The sequence below is a fragment of the Exiguobacterium sp. Leaf196 genome (genome assembly GCF_001423965.1).
Taxonomy (GTDB): Bacteria; Bacillota; Bacilli; order Exiguobacteriales; family Exiguobacteriaceae; genus Exiguobacterium_A.
Genome location: NZ_LMPV01000007.1, coordinates 14,550 through 32,654 on the forward strand (window position 1 = coordinate 14,550; position 18,105 = coordinate 32,654).

21 protein-coding genes are annotated in these 18,105 nt (G+C 47.9%); 4 read left to right on the plus strand and 17 right to left on the minus strand.

All coding sequences use genetic code 11. The annotated features are described in order from the left end of the window. Positions 1–26 precede the first annotated feature (26 nt). Complete coding sequence (locus ASG02_RS09365; RefSeq protein WP_056062832.1) at positions 27–1,079, plus strand: NAD(P)/FAD-dependent oxidoreductase; 1,053 nt, start codon at positions 27–29, stop codon at positions 1,077–1,079. 41 nt (positions 1,080–1,120) lie between these two features. Here ASG02_RS09365 and ASG02_RS09370 read toward each other — a convergent pair whose 3' ends face one another. Then, positions 1,121–1,417: a DUF1462 family protein gene (locus ASG02_RS09370; RefSeq protein WP_056062835.1), complete on the minus strand. Its 297-nt coding sequence runs from the start codon at positions 1,415–1,417 to the stop codon at positions 1,121–1,123. 109 nt (positions 1,418–1,526) lie between these two features. Between ASG02_RS09370 and ASG02_RS09375 the strand changes: the two genes are divergently transcribed. Next, the gene (locus ASG02_RS09375; RefSeq protein WP_012371190.1) at positions 1,527–1,754 is read left to right on the plus strand and encodes a NifU family protein; all 228 of its coding nucleotides are present in this window, start codon (positions 1,527–1,529) and stop codon (positions 1,752–1,754) included. 42 nt (positions 1,755–1,796) lie between these two features. Here ASG02_RS09375 and ASG02_RS09380 read toward each other — a convergent pair whose 3' ends face one another. After that, the gene (locus ASG02_RS09380) at positions 1,797–2,561 is read right to left on the minus strand and encodes a TIGR01457 family HAD-type hydrolase (RefSeq protein ID WP_023469144.1); all 765 of its coding nucleotides are present in this window, start codon (positions 2,559–2,561) and stop codon (positions 1,797–1,799) included. A gap of 6 nt (positions 2,562–2,567) precedes the next feature. Continuing rightward, positions 2,568–3,011: a DUF86 domain-containing protein gene (locus tag ASG02_RS09385; protein WP_056062837.1), complete on the minus strand. Its 444-nt coding sequence runs from the start codon at positions 3,009–3,011 to the stop codon at positions 2,568–2,570. A gap of 151 nt (positions 3,012–3,162) precedes the next feature. Between ASG02_RS09385 and glpX the strand changes: the two genes are divergently transcribed. Next, positions 3,163–4,143: a class II fructose-bisphosphatase gene (gene glpX / locus ASG02_RS09390; protein ID WP_056062840.1), complete on the plus strand. Its 981-nt coding sequence runs from the start codon at positions 3,163–3,165 to the stop codon at positions 4,141–4,143. 35 nt (positions 4,144–4,178) lie between these two features. Then, positions 4,179–4,454, plus strand: coding sequence for a DUF3055 domain-containing protein (locus ASG02_RS09395; protein WP_023469147.1), 276 nt, complete (start codon positions 4,179–4,181; stop codon positions 4,452–4,454). A gap of 36 nt (positions 4,455–4,490) precedes the next feature. Here the strand turns inward: ASG02_RS09395 and ASG02_RS09400 are convergent, their stop codons facing one another. From ASG02_RS09400 to ASG02_RS09465, 14 genes are all read right to left on the minus strand, one after another. Continuing rightward, positions 4,491–4,937, minus strand: a complete 447-nt coding sequence (locus ASG02_RS09400) for a general stress protein (protein ID WP_056062845.1) — start codon at positions 4,935–4,937, stop codon at positions 4,491–4,493. A gap of 85 nt (positions 4,938–5,022) precedes the next feature. Beyond that, entirely contained in the window at positions 5,023–5,400 is a 378-nt protein-coding gene (locus ASG02_RS09405) for a YutD family protein (RefSeq protein ID WP_056062847.1), read from the minus strand. Positions 5,401–5,495: 95 nt separating this feature from the next. Then, complete coding sequence (lipA, locus tag ASG02_RS09410) at positions 5,496–6,395, minus strand: lipoyl synthase (protein ID WP_035406024.1); 900 nt, start codon at positions 6,393–6,395, stop codon at positions 5,496–5,498. 62 nt (positions 6,396–6,457) lie between these two features. Beyond that, complete coding sequence (locus ASG02_RS09415) at positions 6,458–7,759, minus strand: bifunctional UDP-sugar hydrolase/5'-nucleotidase (RefSeq protein WP_056062849.1); 1,302 nt, start codon at positions 7,757–7,759, stop codon at positions 6,458–6,460. 21 nt (positions 7,760–7,780) lie between these two features. Beyond that, positions 7,781–8,623 carry a DUF72 domain-containing protein gene (locus tag ASG02_RS09420; RefSeq protein ID WP_035406019.1) on the minus strand — a complete coding sequence of 281 codons (843 nt, stop codon included), beginning with the start codon at positions 8,621–8,623 and terminating at the stop codon, positions 7,781–7,783. 167 nt (positions 8,624–8,790) lie between these two features. Further along, positions 8,791–9,864 carry an acyltransferase gene (locus ASG02_RS09425; RefSeq protein WP_056062852.1) on the minus strand — a complete coding sequence of 358 codons (1,074 nt, stop codon included), beginning with the start codon at positions 9,862–9,864 and terminating at the stop codon, positions 8,791–8,793. 147 nt (positions 9,865–10,011) lie between these two features. Continuing rightward, positions 10,012–10,563, minus strand: a complete 552-nt coding sequence (locus ASG02_RS09430) for a dihydrofolate reductase family protein (RefSeq protein WP_056062855.1) — start codon at positions 10,561–10,563, stop codon at positions 10,012–10,014. 86 nt (positions 10,564–10,649) lie between these two features. Further along, positions 10,650–12,047, minus strand: coding sequence for a Fe-S cluster assembly protein SufB (sufB, locus tag ASG02_RS09435; protein ID WP_023469154.1), 1,398 nt, complete (start codon positions 12,045–12,047; stop codon positions 10,650–10,652). A gap of 36 nt (positions 12,048–12,083) precedes the next feature. Then, the gene (gene sufU / locus ASG02_RS09440) at positions 12,084–12,518 is read right to left on the minus strand and encodes a Fe-S cluster assembly sulfur transfer protein SufU (protein WP_023469155.1); all 435 of its coding nucleotides are present in this window, start codon (positions 12,516–12,518) and stop codon (positions 12,084–12,086) included. Continuing rightward, the gene (locus ASG02_RS09445; protein ID WP_056062858.1) at positions 12,508–13,731 is read right to left on the minus strand and encodes a cysteine desulfurase; all 1,224 of its coding nucleotides are present in this window, start codon (positions 13,729–13,731) and stop codon (positions 12,508–12,510) included. Before ASG02_RS09445 ends, sufU begins: the two co-directional genes overlap by 11 nt. A 1-nt stretch (position 13,732) precedes the next feature. Next, positions 13,733–15,010 carry a Fe-S cluster assembly protein SufD gene (gene sufD / locus ASG02_RS09450; protein WP_056062861.1) on the minus strand — a complete coding sequence of 426 codons (1,278 nt, stop codon included), beginning with the start codon at positions 15,008–15,010 and terminating at the stop codon, positions 13,733–13,735. Between the two features lie 18 nt (positions 15,011–15,028). After that, complete coding sequence (gene sufC / locus ASG02_RS09455; RefSeq protein WP_023469158.1) at positions 15,029–15,814, minus strand: Fe-S cluster assembly ATPase SufC; 786 nt, start codon at positions 15,812–15,814, stop codon at positions 15,029–15,031. A gap of 133 nt (positions 15,815–15,947) precedes the next feature. Then, entirely contained in the window at positions 15,948–17,198 is a 1,251-nt protein-coding gene (locus ASG02_RS09460) for an MFS transporter (RefSeq protein ID WP_056062864.1), read from the minus strand. Between the two features lie 79 nt (positions 17,199–17,277). Then, complete coding sequence (locus ASG02_RS09465; RefSeq protein ID WP_035406004.1) at positions 17,278–18,105, minus strand: MetQ/NlpA family ABC transporter substrate-binding protein; 828 nt, start codon at positions 18,103–18,105, stop codon at positions 17,278–17,280.

Sequence of the window (18,105 nt, forward strand, 5' to 3'; positions counted from 1 at the left end):
AGGGGAACTAAGGGGGATTTTACGTTATGAAGCAATTGGTCGTACTCGGCGGAGGTTATGGTGGAATGCGGATTTGTGAGCGATTCAAGGACGAGGAAGTTGCCGTCACGCTCGTCGACCGTCTACCGTACCACGCACTCAAAACGGAATACTACGCACTCGCAGCAGGTACATTATCAGATCGCGATGTCCGGATTGAATTTCCGGAGGGGAAACATCTTACCTATAAATATGGACATGTCATCAAAATCTCACCAGAGACGAATACAGTCCATCTGCAGGACGGATCAGAATTATTCTATGATGACTTAATCATCGCCCTCGGTTGCGAGGATAAATACCACAACATTCCGGGTGCTCAAGAATTTACATACAGCATCCAGACACTAGAAGAATCACGGAAGACACAACAAGCGATTTATGGTCTGTCACCGGGATCCGTTGTCTCGATCGTCGGTGCTGGTCTATCTGGTGTCGAACTCGCCAGTGAACTACATGAGAGCCGGAAGGATTTAACGATTCGTCTGTTCGACCGCGGTCCATCCGTCTTGTCGTTCCTATCCGATAAAGTCTCGTCTTACGTTCAGGAATGGTTCGAGGAACATGACGTGGAAGTCATCAACAACTCGAATGTCACGCTCGTCACAGCGGACGATGTGCGAAACGGCGACGATACGTATCCATCCGACTTAACGATTTGGACAGCTGGTACGCAGCCGGTCAAAGTTGTACGCGATCTCGGCTTTGCTGCGGATAGTGGCGGTCGGATCAAATTGACGGAACATCATCACGTACCGGAATACGATAACGTCTTCGTCATCGGTGATTGTGCAAGTCTACCGTATGCACCAAGTGGTCAACTCGCAGAACATCAGGCAGAACAAGTCGTCGATGTCTTACAAGCCAAGTGGCAAGGAAAGAAATTACCGAAGCTGCCAGAAATTAAACTGCGCGGGATGCTCGGTTCACTCGGAAAATCAGATGGTTTCGGAATCGTCATGGGCAAACAAGCACTGACGGGGAAAGTCCCACGTCTCTTGAAGTCCGGTGTCTTATGGAAACACAAAAAGATTAAATGAGCAAAAGAGGTGTCCCAAGCTTTGGGATACCTCTTTTTCGTTCATCCCGTTTGACTTAACTTCGCATCGATTGCCGCTGTGATCGTCTTGAGTTTGACGTACCCCTCATCAATCATCTCATCATCGAGCACGATCAGTGGATAAAAATAGACATCCTCTTTCAGCGCTTCCGTCCATTGATCTGATGTTGCTGTCTCGAAATCAACATAGCGAAGCGTCATCGCTTGCTCATATTTCCGCCCGAGGACGGCTTGTAGCCAACTGAATGTCTCTTCCGAGCTAGGTGCCCCGACACAACTCGGACAGGTGACCGCTGTTCCGTAAACCGTGATTTCCATCTTGAAGTCCCCCTTTTCAATTCACTCCTCTTTAGTATACAAGTTTTCCAGATTGAGAACATTTTTCAACCCTGTTACAATGAAACTATACGAAAGGATGTGTTTACGCATGGAAATGTTTGATCAAGTGAATGAAGTTCTTGAAAAATTGCGTCCGTTCCTTCTTCGTGATGGAGGAGACGTTGAACTCGTAGATGTAGAAGACGGAATCGTAAAACTCCGTTTGATGGGAGCTTGTGGTAGCTGCCCAAGTTCAACAATCACATTGAAGGCCGGTATCGAACGTGCCCTTCTTGAAGAAGTCGCTGGCGTCGTCGAAGTCGAACAAGTCTTCTAATACATGAAATCCCGAACGAATTCTCGTTCGGGATTTTTTGATTCATAGAATCCATTCAGCTAACGTATCAACCATGTATGTCGGTTGACGATCCTGCCCTTGAATGAAGACTGGTGTATGGACGCCAGAATTGACGTGCATCGTCCGGATACCTCCATTGATCCCGAAAAGAATGTCCGTATGGTAGTTGTCTCCGACCATGATGACGTCTTCTTTTGACAGACCAATCATTTCTGTCGCGATATCGACCATGACTGGTTCTGGTTTACCGATGAAGAACGGTTCCTTCTCCGTCGTCACGCGCAGGACGGACGTCAAAGCACCATTACCTGGCAGGAAACCACGTTCGGTCGGAATCGCGATATCACCGTTCGTTGAAATAAACCGGGCACCGGCACGAATCGCAAGTGCACCAACAGCGAGTTTTTCGTACGTGATTTGACGATCGAGACCAATAACGACGTAATCTGCCGCTTCGGTTGCGACGACGTCTAACCCTTCTCGTTCAAGCGCGTCGATCAGTCCTGTTTCTCCGATCGCATAGACGCGCGCTTTTGGTGACAGGTCAGCAATATAACGACCAGTCGCCATCGCACTCGTCAAAACGTGTTTCGCATCGGAATGAACACCCATCCCGCGTAGTTTCTCTGCCACAGCTTCTGCCGTCATCGACGCGTTATTTGTCACGAACAAGTACGGAATGCCCTCTGCTTGCAGACGATTGACGAAATCGACCGCTTCTTTTACCGGTTCCGTTCCGTTATACATCGTTCCATCTAAATCAAATAAATAGCCTTTTGCCTTCATCCTGACTCACTCCTCGTTTGGTAAAAATGCAGACACCGGTCCGAGTTCTGTCTCGATATACCGGCGAATCGCTTCCGGAAAACGACGTAGTTCTGCTTCCTCTGTCTCAAGTATCGCCCGAATCTCCGCCATACTCGACTGTGTGAATGACCGGACGATCAACGTACGTAACGCAACGAGCTTTTTCAGACTCGTCGCAAGCGGTCCATCAATCACCTTCTCATCTTCTAGGATGAGGATGATATCTTCATAACTTCCCGGATCCCGCATGATGAATCCATCAATCATACTGTTTCCGATATCGATGACACTCTCGATGACTAAAAAACCGATCCGCTCCATAGCCAGTGCCGTCGTCACCGGATCCCCCGTAATTTCCTTATTTTGTCGAAGTGCTGTCTCATAACAGACGACCGTCTCTTCGATTTTTTGACGATTGACGAAATACATCTTCATTCCCCCTCACATTCTCCATTTTATCGTTATCCAGCAATCCTGAAAAGCAGAAAGGTCATTTGCATCACATTCCCCAATGTGTTATCCTCAATTTAGATTTTTGCTGAAAATAGTATGTCACATTGGTGACGTGGAGGTTATATACATGGAACGGGAACTCGCACTGGAAATCGTACGCGCTACGGAAGCAGCAGCACTAGCTTCTGCTCAATGGATTGGTCGCGGTAAGAAAAATGAGGCGGATGACGCAGCAACGACTGCGATGCGCGAAGTCTTGAACACGGTCAACATGAACGGAACAGTCGTCATCGGTGAAGGTGAACTTGACGAAGCACCAATGCTCTTCATCGGTGAACGTGTCGGAACAGCGAACGGTCCAATCGTTGATATCGCCGTCGATCCGCTCGAAGGTACGAACATCGTCGCTAAAGGACTTGGCAATGCGATGGTCGTCATCGCCGTCGCCGATCAAGGTGCCCTGCTCCACGCACCCGATATGTATATGGATAAATTAACAGTCGGACCGAACTTGAAAGGGCACGTCTCACTCGACGACCCGCTTGAAGTCATTATCGAAAAGGCAGCACAATATAACAATAAACGGATCGAGGACGTCACGGTCATCATGCAGGACCGTCCACGTCATGATCACTTCCGCGAAGCAGCGATGCGGATGGGCGCACGCGTCCGTCTGTTTGAAGACGGTGATGTCTCAGCTGGAATCGCACCACTTTCTCCTGCGACAGGAATCGATATCTTTATCGGAACAGGCGGTGCGCCTGAAGGTGTCATCACAGCTGCTGCCATCAAAGCGATGGGTGGCGATATGCAAGCACGATTACATCCGATGAACGAAGAAGAAACAGCTCGCGTCATCCGAATGGGTCTAGCGGATCCACTTCAGCTCTTAACGCTCGACGACCTGATCAAAAGCGACGACTGCATCTTCGCAGCAACAGGCGTCACGACAGGCGAAATGCTCGATGGCGTGAAGTTCTTGACGGATGATATCGTTGAAACGACATCTCTCGTCATGCGTTCGAAAACACGGACAATCCGAAAAGTGATCGCCGAGCATAGCTTATCGCGTAAACCATACTTGCAAAAAGTCCCCCAAACCCTTTAATCTGAAACAGACGTTAGGGAAATGAGGGAAGCTGAATGATGGAAGAACGTGATTTTTTATATGATGATGTCGAACAAACAAAGACACGCTTCGTTAGTTGGATTGGCGAAGCAAGTCGCTTTGATCTCGCCATCACGCATTCGGAACATTTTTACGGTAAGATTCTCGTCTTGAATCTCTTATCAAATCGGTATGCGATCATCGGCGCGGATGACTTCGATGAACCCGGCTACATCGCAACGGCGTTTGACGTCGAAGACGATGCGGCAACGGAACTCGAAATGTATCTTCGCGCTTATATCGGTCTATGAAAAAAGCCTTCGTCACGGGACGAAGGCTTTTTTGTCTTATAAGAGACGATCGTTTCGTTCATTTAGTGTGTTCGGTCCGCTGAAGACGTTCGTATTATCTGACTCGTCATGAGCACGGCGCTCTGAATGCTGATCCGCTTCATCACCGACGAGTAACACGAATTGACCGCTTTCGACTGCATGATTCGCACGATCGACGTCTTCCTTCGTCAAGCCACTTCCGTGGATGGCATCTCCATGAGAGACCGATTCATCTTTTTTGAAGATACTCTTGATTTCCTGCCATAGATTACGATGATCTTCCTGCGACAAACGCGTGGATGTCTGTTGGTTGTTTAGATCCGCCAATCCCTCGATTTGTTCGAGATCGTATTTGTCGTGCGCTAAGACTTTTAAATCAGTCGATACGACCCCGGCAACACGGAGATCGTGCACGGCACTGACGACTTCTGGTACGGATGAGTAAATTCCAACGATTCGCATGGATAGTTCCCCCTATAGGTACGTGATACTTATAGTAATAGCCGAATTCCTTCCACTAGAAACGCTTTTCTGTATGACAGTTTGATTACTCGCCTTCCGTCTTATCTGGTGCAGGTGCGAACTTCCGTTTCAACTTCAACGTATTGGATGAAGAACCGTCGAAGCGAGGTGGTGCTTCTTCTCCTTCTACCAATCCGACCTTCTTGACGATGAAATAGGCACATCCGAAGTTACAGTATTCGTAGAGATAATCAGCCACATGCGAAATCTTTGTATCGAATGTCGCTTTCTCGTGTTGATCCTCATAGAAGCCACGTAGTCGTAATTGACCGTGCCCCCAGTCGCCCACGATATAATCATATTTTTCAAGGACATCGCTGAAACGACCGATGAAGGCTTCTTCATTAAAGCCTTCCCGTTTCTCTTCGACGACTTCATAACGTTCCCGATTGACTTGTATCATTATTCCCACCTCCTGCTGTTCTTATCATAGCATATTCCATTTCTCCTGACAGACGAAAAACCGTCCGAGTCAGCTGCTCGAACGGTTGTTGATCGTTAGTCGATCGGGAGTGCTGTTTTATTCTTTTTCGCTGCGTTGACTTGCTCATCTGCATGATAAGATGAACGAACGAGTGGACCAGCTTCACAGTGTGAGAAGCCTTTACCAAGCGCAATCTGTTTCAGTTCAGCGAATTCTTGCGGTGTATAGTACTTGATGACGTCGAGGTGCTTTTTCGTCGGTTGGAGATACTGACCGATCGTCATGATGTCGACGTTGTTTGCGCGAAGATCATCCATCGTTTCGAGAATCTCTTCCCATGTCTCACCAAGACCAAGCATCAAGCTCGACTTCGTTGGAATTTCAGGTGCGAGCTCCTTCGAACGACGAAGGAATTCAAGCGTCCGGTCGTATGTGGCTTTTGCACGAACAGTTGGTGTCAGACGGCGGACCGTCTCGATGTTATGGTTCATAATGTCTGGTTGTGCGTCAATCAATGTTTTCAGAGCTTCGAAATTCCCACCCATGTCTGAAGGTAAGACTTCGATTGATGTCTCCGGGTTCATCCGACGAACTTCACGAACCGTCTCAGCGTAAACGCCTGCTCCGAAATCATTCAGATCATCGCGTGCGACCGCTGTGATGACCGCGTGCTTCAGGTTCATCAAACGGACCGATTCCGCGACACGTTTTGGTTCTTCGAGATCGAGTTCGTTCGGACGTCCTGTCGTCACGGCGCAAAAACGGCACGCACGTGTACAGATACTTCCAAGGATCATGAACGTCGCCGTCCGGCGTACCGCCCAACACTCGTGGATATTCGGACACTTTGCTTCCTCACAGACAGTATGTAGCTTTTTCTCGCGCATCATACTCTTTAATTCTGTGTAGGTCTCATTCGTATTCAGCTTGATTTTCAACCATTCCGGTTTACGTTGGATTTCTCCGCGTCCCATGGTTTCGCTTCCCCCTTCATCCCCAAAAAGTCAATTAATGTCTGCTTTAGTATAACAAACAATCAGGGTTTGCGAACATGCAATTCATTATATTCCGACTTCTCCGATAAGCGTTCAAATAACAAATCACGCAACAATTCAGGCATGAAATATTCTTTTGGCATCTCTTTGATTGCCGGGAATAATGGACCGAACGTAAACATATCCGGCAAGACGACAGAATAATCGCGTGTTAGCTCAAGCGGTTGATGATCCGCCAAACCAGCATAATGCATCCGTCCCATCAACTTTCCTCGGAATCCAAGACCACGAACCTTTAAGTGCTCGAACTGTTCTGTGTTGACTTCATCGAGGAATGTTTGTAATTCCATTCCTGTCATCGTGACTTTACAAGGATTGATCGGATGTGGACAGAGTCGATGTAAATCAAAGGCAGAGACGGGACCTGGTGGAAGCGACCCGAGCAGAATACCGGCTGGTACACAAGCGATATCTGCCTCACACCAGTCGCGCATCGTCTCGACGAGCAACTGTGAAAACGGCGACTCACTGAACCAATCATTGGCTAGACCCGCTGTCTCGCCAATCGGTTCCTTCATCTGTTGTTCCGCCAGATATTGTTCTCGATCGAGTAATTTCGCTGTTGCCTCATCCTCAACGTAATCGTATAGGGAATGAAGTACTGCTTCTTTCTCACCCGTATCCGTATTCATATAAATCTCACCCGCATATTGACCGTGTTTTCCGGCTTGCGTGATTAAGACACCGTTCTTGACGACACCATCATCGAGGACATGATGTGTATGCGCACCGATGATTAAATCAAGTTCTGGAAAGCGCATCGCAAGTTCTTCATCCTGATAAAATCCGAGGTGACTTAAACAAATCAGGACGTCGACTTCCTGGCGCAAACGTTCGATTTCGCGCGCCGCGACGTCAAATGGTTCTTCGATCGTCCAATCGAGTAATCCGTATAGTTCAATATAAGGTGCCGTCAGACCAAAGACACCGACTTTTCCCGTCGGTAACTCATGAATGACACCTTGCTTGGCGAATGGTGCTTCTAAATTCGAGACAAGGACTGGAAAGTCTGCTTCCGTATAGAGGTCTGCTAACCAGTCGTGCGGAAACGTAATCCCTTCATTGTTTCCGATCGTCACAGCAGTCGGCATCAACGCGTTCAATAAATGCGTATTAATTTTTCCTTTTGTCGCTTCCGTCGCTGGATCGACACGGTCAGCATGATCGCCTAAATCAAAAACAAGCGAATCATACGTCCGATGTTCCTTGACGAATGACATGTAGCGAGGCCACATGTCGAAGTGTGAGTGCAAATCATTATAGTGAATGATGTGTAACTTCATGCAGAAGCCCCCCTTGATGATTTAAAACAAAGAGATTTGTCGCGGCGCGAGTTCATAGTCGAGATCAAGAATTTCGATTAATCGTTTCGCATTCGGGGCAGCATCTCCTGCTGAGTTGTTATTGAAAAAGACATAGACATCCTTTGCTTCCGCTGCAACGTCGCGGACGTGACTTGCAAGTTCCTGTAGCTCATCTTCTGAGTAACGATAGAGACAGCGGACTTTTCGCCAATCGTCACTACTTTGACCCGGTTTCTTTAACCAACCGGCCTTGTTTCGTCCATGTAATCGAATGAATGCCGTCTCCTGCGTCACGACAGGTACGAACGGTACGGAACCATCTTCGGTCTGCGGTTCGTCACAAATCGTATGGATAAACTGATGTTCCTTCAAAAAACGGAGCGTCCGCTCACGATAGGCTTCCGAGTACCACGATGGATTTCGGAATTCGATCGCAACTGGCAGTCCGGCAAGCGATTTTCGTATCGTTTGCAAGTATTCCAAGTGCAATTTACTGACATCGAACCATGGTGGAAGTTGGACAAGGATTGCCGCAATTTTTCCACTCTTACGCATCGGTTCAATCGACGTGATATATTGTTCAAAAATTGGTCCGAGCGGATCTTTATTTTCCCGGTCGTGCCCACTCATCGCGCGGTGGACCTTAACGATGAAGCGGAAACCGTCCGGTGTCTCAGATACCCATTTCTCATAGTTTCGTTCTGGTTGAATCGCATAGAACGTCGAGTCGACCTCAACCGCTGGAAAATGCCCAGCATAGGCAGCTAGTTTTTCTTTTCGATCTTGCGGGGTCAAGTAGAGACTATCATGATCTCCCCAGCCCGTGACACCGATATATATCATGCTCTCTTCCCCCTCGCGTGTTCTATTCTACCTATTCATCATAGCATAGCAGAATCCAGGATTTCTTCTTCAATGCTTTCTGAGCAAACACTCTTTTTCAGAAAAAAGACATCCCTCTCCCTCCTGCTCATGCACGAAGAAAAAGGATGTCTAGTTAACGATTTTCATTATGAAGCAGAAGTCTGTGCCTCAACGATTTTTGGGGCAGGCGCTCCTCGTTTCGGTACCGGAACGATATAGTTACCGTAGGGCAATAGACTGATGACATATGATACAGAAATCGAAGCTGCAAGCGTGACGATCATCGCACAAACGAACATACTCGCAGAGTCGAAGTAAGCAAAGAGATCCGTTCGACCGATTCCGCGGATGACGAGCGGATGGATCAGGTAAATCCCCATCGAATGCGTTCCGATCGTCTGAAAGATGCGCATGGCTGTCGTATCTCTCCGTACATATTGAAAAACGTAATTCAAAACGACAAGAACGAACGGGATATACACGAGGTTCGCAAGATTCGTCGAAGTATAAATTCGGTTCAAATCAATACTGACCCAAATATCAACCAAAATCAATCCACTGATGAGCAACAAGATCGTCCGGTGACGTTTTAGAATCTGTTGTATTTCTTCATAATAAACAGCGTATGTAATTCCCATCATGAAATACGCGATCCAGTTGAGTAAGAAGGAGCGGCTATTGACAAGTCGATCGAGAAACGCGATGTCTGTCGTTAAGCTTCCTGACGTCAGCCAGAAGTAGTTGACGCCCATGGCAAACATTGTTGCGACAAGTAACAACGTTCCTTTCTTAAGTCGTGCAAGTACCGGAAAGACGACATAAAACTGAAGCACTGTCAAAATGAAGTACAGATGGAAGTTTGCCGTTCCGTAAAGGAAGTAATCTGATAACGGCATACCTGGTTTTAGACTATCTTCTACATGATAACGATACACGAGATAGATGGTACTCCAAATCAGATAAGGGATAAAAATTTTAGAAAAACGCGATTTAACGAATGTTCCAAGATTGAATCCTTTGCGCTGGACCATCGACATCAACAAAAACGCACTGATGATAGCAAAAATCGGTGTACCGATTCGAGCAAACTGGTTGATATAACCGATTGCCTCATTTGTAAATTCTCCTCGAGAATAATAGAGACCCGCAATGACATGGACAGCGACGACCAAAATTGCCGCAATCGATCGAATGACTGGAATTTCTTGATAAAATTTCATTTTTTCACACCTTAATCAGTTTTATAGATTTTTTCACAAAAGTTATTATAATCTATTTTCGCCCAAATTAAATGATAATATCCAAATTTTATCGGATGTAACAAAAAAAAGAATCTCTTTTGAAATAAGAGATCCTATTTAAGACAGTTAGATTTTCTCGTAAGATAACGCGATACATCCGGAAGCAAAGATGCGTGTTTCGACTAACCGTAACGACTGTGGTTGATCAAATACCGGAAACATCCGTTTTCCACCTCCGAGCAGAACGGGGTAAATCACAACATGATAACGGTCGACGAGTCCAAGCTCAATCGCTTCAGCAGCAAGCGTTGCCCCACCGATCGCAATCTGTTTGCCAGGTAAGGCTTTTAGTGCTTGAAGTTCCTCGGCAAGCGACGTGGTCGCTAGACGCGCTTTTCCTTCGACAGCGTCGAGCGTTCGCGAGAAGACGATCTTCTCAAGCGCCTGCCATGTTTTCGCATACTCAACGATGATCGGCTCGTTTTCTTGATCCGCTGTCTCCCAGTACTGCATCATTTCATACAAACGACGTCCATAGACATGGGTATCGAACGCTCTCTCATAATCGTTGAAGTACTGATGCAGTTCCGCATCCGGTGAAGCGAAATCGATGCTGCCTGACGCATCTTCAATATAACCGTCAAGTGAGACTTGAAAGGAATAGACGATATCACGCATAGTAATCCCTCCTTTTTCACTCTATACCCGTTTTCCTCAAGTCATGAAAAAAACTCCCTCATCCGCAGATGAGAGAGTAAGACGAATTATCCGATTGAACCTTCCATCTCGAACTTGATGAGACGGTTCATTTCGACCGCATATTCCATTGGGAGTTCTTTTGTGAACGGCTCGATGAAGCCCATGACGATCATTTCCGTTGCTTCCTCTTGTGAAATCCCGCGGCTCATGAGGTAGAACAATTGTTCTTCTGAGACCTTCGAGACTTTCGCTTCGTGCTCGAGCGAAATGTTATCGTTGAGGATTTCGTTGTACGGAATCGTATCCGACGTCGATTGGTTATCCATGATGAGCGTATCACATTCGATGTTCGAACGTGCGCCTGTCGCTTTACGTCCAAAGTGAACGATACCGCGGTACGTGACTTTACCACCGTGTTTTGAGATCGACTTCGAGACGATCGTAGACGATGTGTTCGGTGCTAAGTGAATCATTTTCGCACCCGCATCTTGGTGTTGCCCTTTACCAGCGATTGCGATCGACAATGTCATACCACGTGAACCTTCACCTTTGAGGATGACGGCTGGGTATTTCATCGTCAGTTTCGAACCGATGTTACCATCGACCCATTCCATCGTTGCGCCAGCTTCACAGATCGCACGCTTCGTAACGAGGTTGTAGACGTTGTTCGCCCAGTTTTGGATCGTTGTATAACGGCAGTAAGCGTTTTTGTTGATGAAAATCTCAACGACCGCTGAGTGAAGCGAGTTCGTCGTGTAGACCGGTGCTGTACATCCTTCGACGTAGTGAACCGATGCTTCGTCATCAACGATGATCAACGTTCGCTCGAATTGACCCATGTTTTCCGAGTTGATGCGGAAGTAGGCTTGAAGCGGCGTGTCGACCTTGACGCCTTTTGGTACGTAGATGAACGATCCACCTGACCAGACCGCTGTGTTCAAGGCTGCAAACTTGTTGTCTGTTGGCGGGATCAATTTTCCGAAATACTCACGGAAGATATCTTCGTTCTCTTTTAATGCTGTATCTGTATCTTTGAAGACGACACCGATTTCTTCGAGGTCTTCCTTCATGTTGTGGTAGACAACTTCTGACTCGTACTGAGCCGAGACACCTGCCAGGTATTTTTGCTCTGCTTCAGGGATACCGAGCTTATCAAACGTACGTTTGATTTCTTCTGGTACTTCATCCCACGATTTCTCTGCACGTTCAGACGGCTTGACGTAGTACGTGATGTCGTCGAAGTTCAATTCTGAGAGATCGCCACCCCACGCTGGCATTGCTTGTTCGTTGAAGATCTTGAGTGATTTCAAACGGAAATCAAGCATCCATTGTGGTTCTTCCTTCATTTTCGAGATCGTTTCGACGACTTCAGTCGTCAAGCCGCGTCCAGAACGGAAGATCGAGATATCGCGATCGTGGAAACCATATTTATAATCGCCAATTTCCGGCATGTTCTTTGCCATGTTCATTTCCTCCTCTTACTTGCTTGTGACCGAAGTTTACTTCCCTTCTTCTACGCCGCGTTCGAGCGCCTTCCAGGCAAGTGTCGCACATTTGATCCGTGCCGGGAATTTCGTGACACCCGAGAGTGCCTCGACGTCCCCGAGGTCGAACGATTCGTCGTCATAGTCTTTTCCTTGGACCATGTCCGAAAAGATATCCGCGAGTCGTAAGGCTTCTTCGATAGTCTTACCTTTGACGAGTTGCGTCATCATTGAAGCAGACGCCATGCTGATCGAACAGCCCTCCCCGTCAAATTTCGCATCACGGACGACATCGTCTTCAATCGCGAGCTGGAGACGAATCGTGTCGCCGCACGTCGGATTGTTCATGTCGATCGTGACGCCCCCCTCGATCGCACCGCGATTTCGGGGAGTTTTATAGTGATCCATGATCACTTGACGATACAAGTGATCGAGATTGTTAAAATCCATGACTGAAATACTCCTTCGTTTGGCGAAGTCCTGTCACGAGTGCGTCAACCTCTTCTTTCGTGTTGTAGAGATAGAAGCTAGCGCGAGCCGTCGAGCTCGCTCCGAGCCAACGCATCAATGGCTGTGCACAATGGTGACCGGCACGAACCGCGATTCCTTGCATATCAAGGACGGTTGCGACGTCATGTGCATGGACATCACCGAGATTGAACGTGACGAGCCCAACGCGTTCTTCCGGACCGTAAATCGTTAGTCCGTCGATGTCACGCATTTGTGCCATCGCGTACTGCGCGAGTTCACGTTCGTGTGCTTCGACGTTCTCAAGACCAATCTCTTCTAAGAAATCAATCGCTGCTGATAGACCAACAGCACCCGCGATGATTGGTGTACCTGCTTCGAAACGGTATGGCGATGGTTTGAACGTCGACTCTTCAAGACCGACGTAATCAATCATTTCGCCACCGAACTCAACCGGTTCCATCGCATTGAGTAATGCCTTTTTCCCGTAAAGGACACCGACGCCTGTTGGACCACACATCTTGTGTGCAGAGAAGGCGAGGAAATCACAATCGAGATCCGTGACATTAATCCGTTGATGCGGTGCACTTTGCGCGGCATCGACGACCATGACGGCTCCTCGAGCGTGCGCAAGACGTGCGACTTCTTTGATCGGATTGATCGTACCGAGGACGTTCGAGACATGTGCCATCGCGACGATCTTCGTCCGGTCGGACAGTTGTGCTTCGACTGCTTCGACCGTTATGCGACCATCTGCTGTCAAATCAACGTATTTCAACTTCGCTTTTTTGCGTTTAGCGACTTGTTGCCACGGAATGAGATTCGCATGGTGTTCGAGGTACGTGACGACGATCTCGTCGCCTTCTTCGACATGCTCCATCCCGTAGCTTGACGCGACGATATTAATCGCTGTCGTCGTACCGCGGGTAAAGATAATTTCTTCATGGTGTTGCGCCTGGATGAAACGACGAACGTTCTCACGCGCACCTTCGTACGCATCCGTCGCTCGTGTTCCGAGCGTATGGACGCCACGGTGCACATTCGAATGAATCGTCTTATAGTAGTCGTCAATCGCATTGATGACGACGAGCGGCTTCTGCGACGAGGCCGCACTATCGAGATAGACGAGTTTCCGGTCGTTGACCTGTTGGTCGAGGATCGGAAACTGATTGCGGATGGATGCATCGATTCCCATATTAGTTTACTTTCCCTTCGATGACTTGAACGAGACGTTCTTTCACCGAGTCAATCGCAAGTTCCGAGACGACTGGCTGGAGGAAACCGTGAACGACGAGGCGTTCTGCTTCCTTCCGTGAAAGACCACGGCTCATCAAGTAGTAGAGTTGTAATTCATCGACACGACCGACAGATGCCGCGTGTCCTGCCATGACGTCATCCTCATCGATTAAGAGGATTGGGTTTGCATCACCACGTGCCTTTTCCGACAACATGAGGACACGTTCCGTTTGAACGCCGTTTGATTTCGAAGCGCCGTGATGGATCATCGACGTTCCGTTGAAGATTGATGTTGCTGCGTCTTTTTGGACACCGTGAATCAAGATGAAACCTTCTGATCCTTTACCGAAATGGTCCGTACGGACGTTGAAGTTTTGTTTTTGCTCTCCACGACCGACCGTAACGGCTTTCGTATCTGAGAACGAATCGTTTCCGACGAGGTGTGTTTTTGTTTCTGTAACCGTGTGACCGTCATTCATGTGACCGAGTGCCCATTCGAGCTTCGCGCCTTGTTTGACGACACCGCGACGGTTCATATACGTGATGGCACCCTTAGATAGTGTATCTACACCACCAAAGAGAACTTTTGCGTTGTCTTCGACGAATACTTCTGTGACGACGTTGACGTTATGCGCTTCGTCACCGTAAGAGACGAAGTTTTCGATATACGTCAATTCGCTGTCAGCATCTGCAACGATGATTGCGTGATGGTAAAGGGCAGCGCCTGATTGCTCAAGCGTGTAGATTGCTTGCATTGGTACAGACAGCTTGACGCCTTTTGGTACATAAAGGAACGTACCGCCGTTACGAAGTGCTGCGTTTAATGCCGCAAGACGATCTTCGTTGACTTGAACACCTTCCGTCATGAAGTACTTCTCTACGAGTTCCGGGTGTTGTTTTAATGCGTCTTCGAGTGTCGTGAAGATGACGCCGTTCGACGCTTCACTGTTTTGCGCGTGGACAAGTTGTCCGTTGCGTGTGACGAGCATGTGATCACGGTTTTCGCCGATCAATGCTTCGATATCTGAAGAAAGACCAGTGACGGTTTCAAGTTCCGTCGTACCTTCTGTGAAGTTCCAGCCTTCGATCTTGATTTTTTCTACTTTTGGCAATGCGAGCGTTGGGGCAAGATCAAGCGCGTCTTGACGCTTTGCGACCATCCAAGATGGTTCCCCTAAGCGAGTCGCACGTTCTGCCACTGCCTCGCGATTTACTGCAAGATTCAGTTCTACAGTCATCATGCTTCCTCCCTCGTCTTACGCTTTTGTTTCGATTTCGACGTCTTCGATGCCGAGTTCTTTTTTAACCCAGTCATAACCTTCTGCTTCGAGACGGTGTGCGAGTTCTTTACCACCAGACATGACGATTTTTCCGCCCATCATGATGTGGATGAAGTCTGGCTCGATATAGTTCAAGAGACGTTGATAGTGCGTGATGATCAAGCAGCCGAATTCAGGTGAACGCATTTCGTTGACACCTTTTGCAACGACTTTAAGTGCATCGATATCAAGACCTGAATCGATTTCATCGAGAATCGCGATTGCTGGTTTAAGCATCATCATCTGAAGAATTTCGTTACGTTTCTTTTCTCCACCAGAGAAACCTTCGTTGAGGTAACGGTGTGCCATTTCTGAAGGCATCTCGAGAAGACCCATTTGTGAATCAAGTTCACGGATGAATTTCATGAGTGAGATTTCATCGCCTTCTTCACGACGCGAGTTGATCGCTGAACGAAGGAAGTCTGAGTTCGTAACACCACTGATTTCGCTTGGGTACTGCATTGCGAGGAACATACCTGCTTGTGCGCGTTCATCGACTTCCATGTCGAGGACGTCTTCGCCGTCGAGTGTGACTGAACCAGATGTCACTTCGTACGATGGGTGACCCATCAATGCTGATGCGAGTGTTGATTTACCTGTCCCGTTTGGTCCCATGACCGCGTGGATTTCCCCGCCTTTGATTTCCAAGTTGACGCCTTTCAAGATTTCCTTGCCGTCGATCGCGACGTGTAGATCTTCAATCTTCAAGTGTGAAGCCTTCATGTTAGAATCCCTCCATCTATTCATTTCGTGACTGACGATTCAGAACACGAGCGTTACTAATTTAGTATCATTCTAATCTTAAAGAAACATGGCGTATTATTCAAGCGTCATCGCTCGTTGTTTTTTCTCAAAATCATGCGTTTTGTTGAGAATCATTCGAAAGTTTCACCGGTTCCTCGAGTTCCTCGATCGTCGAAGTCCGATGAATCCGTTGTGACAGTAAGAGCAGTGGTATTCCGAATAATGTCAAGCCCGCTAATATCCCGAAAATCGGTAACGGACGGTCCGCTCCATATAAACTTAATAAATGTCCGCCAGCAATTGGACCGATTGATTGTCCGATCGACGTCAAGCCCATCGCCCCGAAATAACTGCCCCGTAATTCCGGCTTCGCAAACCGATCGGTCAAGATGTCTGTCATCGTGAACATCATGACTTCCCCGCACGTGAAGATGACCATCGCGACGACCATCAACCAAATCGAACTCGCATTACCGATGATGAAAAGTCCGAAAGCAACGGTCGCAATCCCGGTCGTAATCGAGACGAGTGGTGACGTCTTAACGCCGAACTTCATGATGGGATACTGCACGATCAAAACGGTAATCGCATTGATCGTAATCAAGATCGCATAGAGCGTCTTCCCGCCTTCGAGCAGTGACGTCTCCGTCAAGAACTGTGGCAAGGTCGAATTGAACTGGCTGTAACCGAAGACACCGAAGATGATGCCCGCGAGCGCGAGCGTGAAGGCAATGTCGGTCCGCAACAGACGAATCGTCGCTCCAAACGACACCTTCTTGCCACCGTGTGTCTCAGTGATTGGATGACGTTTGAACAAGATCCCGATCATCACGCCGTAGGCGATATAGACGAACGCCGTGATGTAAAACGTCGCTGACGTGTTCCCCGCACTCAACAGTAAGGCAATTCCCGGTCCGATCGCAGCTGCGATATTGATCATCGCGTAACGAATGTTGAAGACGAATAACCTATTCGCTTCGTCCGTCGTATCACTGATTAAGGCACGAGCAGATGGTTCAAAAATCGAGCGACAGACTCCGTTCAAGGCACTGAGGATGAAGAATGCCCAGAACGTCTCGACTTGCGCGAGTGCGATGAAGACGATCGCAAAACCGATCGTTCCGGCAAGCATCATCGCTCGGCGACCATACCGGTCCGATAATGTACCGCCGATGAAACTCATGACGAGACTGGCGATCGCCGAGATACTGAGGACCCAGCCGACATCGACCGGATCAAACTTCAGGACAGTCGTCATGTAGATGGCGAAAAACGGCATCGTGATGAATGTTCCAAGACGTGAGAAAAACGTCCCGAATAAGACCCCAAGTGTCAACGGATGCAGTTGACGAATGCGTTGCATATGATTCCCCCTAACCCCTGTTTCCGACAAATGAAAAGCATCCTTCCATTATATAGGAAGGATGCCGGCCTCGGTGAACTTATTTGCTGACTGGAACGACCGCACCTTTGTACTTGTCGAGGATCCAATCTTGGTTTTTCTTCTCGTGCAGCACGTCAAGAAGTGTCGTGACACGCTTGTCTTTTTCATCGCCATCACGTGTAACGATGATGTTGACGTATGGTGAAGACTCATCTTCTGACGCGATCGCGTCTTTCAACGGGTTCAAACCGTTATCGATCGCATAGTTCGTGTTGATGAGGACTGCGTCGCCTTCATTGTTTTTGTAAGCTTGCGGAAGAAGCGATGCTTCGATGTTCGTCTTGAACTTGAGTTTCTTCGGGTTCTCCGCGATGTCACCGAGTTGCGCGTCTGTCGTTTTACCGTCTTTGAGTTTGATTAATCCTTCGTTTTGAAGGAACGTCAGGACACGACCGCGTTCCGCGACGTTTGAGCTCGTTAAGATCGTTGCACCGTTTGGTAACTTATCAAGTGACTTGTATTTCTTCGAGTAGATACCGAGTGGCTCAACGTGGACGCCACCTGCGTTCGCGAACTTATACGATTTGTTTTCTTTTTCTTGTTGCTCGAGATACGGCACGTGCTGGAAGTAGTTCGCATCGATTTCTTTTTCAGCGAGTGCCTTATTCGGAAGCACGTAATCTTGGAACTTCTTGATTTCAAGCTTGTAGCCTTTTGCTTCGTATTCCTTTTTGACGTGTTCGAGGATTTCAGCGTGCGGTACGTTCGAAGCACCGATGACCAGTGTCTTGTCGTCGCTTCCTGATGATTTTTCACCACAAGCAGCAAGACTGATTGCTAGAACGGATACAGCGGCAGTACCTACGAATTTTTTCCAAACTTTCAT

Coding starts and splice junctions, on each gene's coding strand:
- sufU (WP_023469155.1), bottom strand. CDS start 12,518: ATGGATTTTAACAATCTCGATCACTTGTATCGTCAAGTGATCATGGAT.
- ASG02_RS09375 (WP_012371190.1), top strand. CDS start 1,527: ATGGAAATGTTTGATCAAGTGAATGAAGTTCTTGAAAAATTGCGTCCG.
- ASG02_RS09430 (WP_056062855.1), bottom strand. CDS start 10,563: ATGCGTGATATCGTCTATTCCTTTCAAGTCTCACTTGACGGTTATATT.
- ASG02_RS09420 (WP_035406019.1), bottom strand. CDS start 8,623: ATGATATATATCGGTGTCACGGGCTGGGGAGATCATGATAGTCTCTAC.
- ASG02_RS09365 (WP_056062832.1), top strand. CDS start 27: ATGAAGCAATTGGTCGTACTCGGCGGAGGTTATGGTGGAATGCGGATT.
- sufC (WP_023469158.1), bottom strand. CDS start 15,814: ATGAAGGCTTCACACTTGAAGATTGAAGATCTACACGTCGCGATCGAC.
- ASG02_RS09380 (WP_023469144.1), bottom strand. CDS start 2,561: ATGAAGGCAAAAGGCTATTTATTTGATTTAGATGGAACGATGTATAAC.
- glpX (WP_056062840.1), top strand. CDS start 3,163: ATGGAACGGGAACTCGCACTGGAAATCGTACGCGCTACGGAAGCAGCA.
- ASG02_RS09445 (WP_056062858.1), bottom strand. CDS start 13,731: ATGGGAATCGATGCATCCATCCGCAATCAGTTTCCGATCCTCGACCAA.
- ASG02_RS09405 (WP_056062847.1), bottom strand. CDS start 5,400: ATGATACAAGTCAATCGGGAACGTTATGAAGTCGTCGAAGAGAAACGG.
- ASG02_RS09370 (WP_056062835.1), bottom strand. CDS start 1,417: ATGGAAATCACGGTTTACGGAACAGCGGTCACCTGTCCGAGTTGTGTC.
- ASG02_RS09460 (WP_056062864.1), bottom strand. CDS start 17,198: ATGCAACGCATTCGTCAACTGCATCCGTTGACACTTGGGGTCTTATTC.
- ASG02_RS09385 (WP_056062837.1), bottom strand. CDS start 3,011: ATGTATTTCGTCAATCGTCAAAAAATCGAAGAGACGGTCGTCTGTTAT.
- ASG02_RS09425 (WP_056062852.1), bottom strand. CDS start 9,864: ATGAAATTTTATCAAGAAATTCCAGTCATTCGATCGATTGCGGCAATT.
- ASG02_RS09400 (WP_056062845.1), bottom strand. CDS start 4,937: ATGCGAATCGTTGGAATTTACTCATCCGTACCAGAAGTCGTCAGTGCC.
- lipA (WP_035406024.1), bottom strand. CDS start 6,395: ATGGGACGCGGAGAAATCCAACGTAAACCGGAATGGTTGAAAATCAAG.
- sufB (WP_023469154.1), bottom strand. CDS start 12,047: ATGGCAAAGAACATGCCGGAAATTGGCGATTATAAATATGGTTTCCAC.
- sufD (WP_056062861.1), bottom strand. CDS start 15,010: ATGACTGTAGAACTGAATCTTGCAGTAAATCGCGAGGCAGTGGCAGAA.
- ASG02_RS09415 (WP_056062849.1), bottom strand. CDS start 7,759: ATGAAGTTACACATCATTCACTATAATGATTTGCACTCACACTTCGAC.
- ASG02_RS09395 (WP_023469147.1), top strand. CDS start 4,179: ATGATGGAAGAACGTGATTTTTTATATGATGATGTCGAACAAACAAAG.
- ASG02_RS09465 (WP_035406004.1), bottom strand. CDS start 18,105: ATGAAAGTTTGGAAAAAATTCGTAGGTACTGCCGCTGTATCCGTTCTA.